The 220-nt window shown below is 45.5% G+C and carries 1 pseudogene; it reads left to right on the top strand.

Going from position 1 to position 220, the window contains the following annotated elements:
- Window positions 1–220, top strand: a pseudogene (locus CHH91_RS19580) (adenine deaminase); the annotation flags it as partial.

A 220-nucleotide genomic window follows, 5' to 3' on the forward strand; every position in this document is an offset into this window, starting at 1 on the left:
GTTTATACGTTAACCATCTATGAAGCTTCTATCGCAATCACAGATGGCCATATTGTTGGCATTGGCGATTATAAAGAAGGCAAAACAGTGATTGATGCCCAAGGCAAATATGTATGCCCTCCGCTTATTGATGGCCACGTCCATATTGAATCGGCGATGGTTCGCCCTGAAGATTTTGCTAGTGTCCTTGTTCCAAAAGGCGTGCTTACGGCGATTGCCG

The organism is Virgibacillus sp. 7505, from assembly GCF_002272135.1.
Taxonomy (GTDB): Bacteria; Bacillota; Bacilli; order Bacillales; family Amphibacillaceae; genus Terribacillus.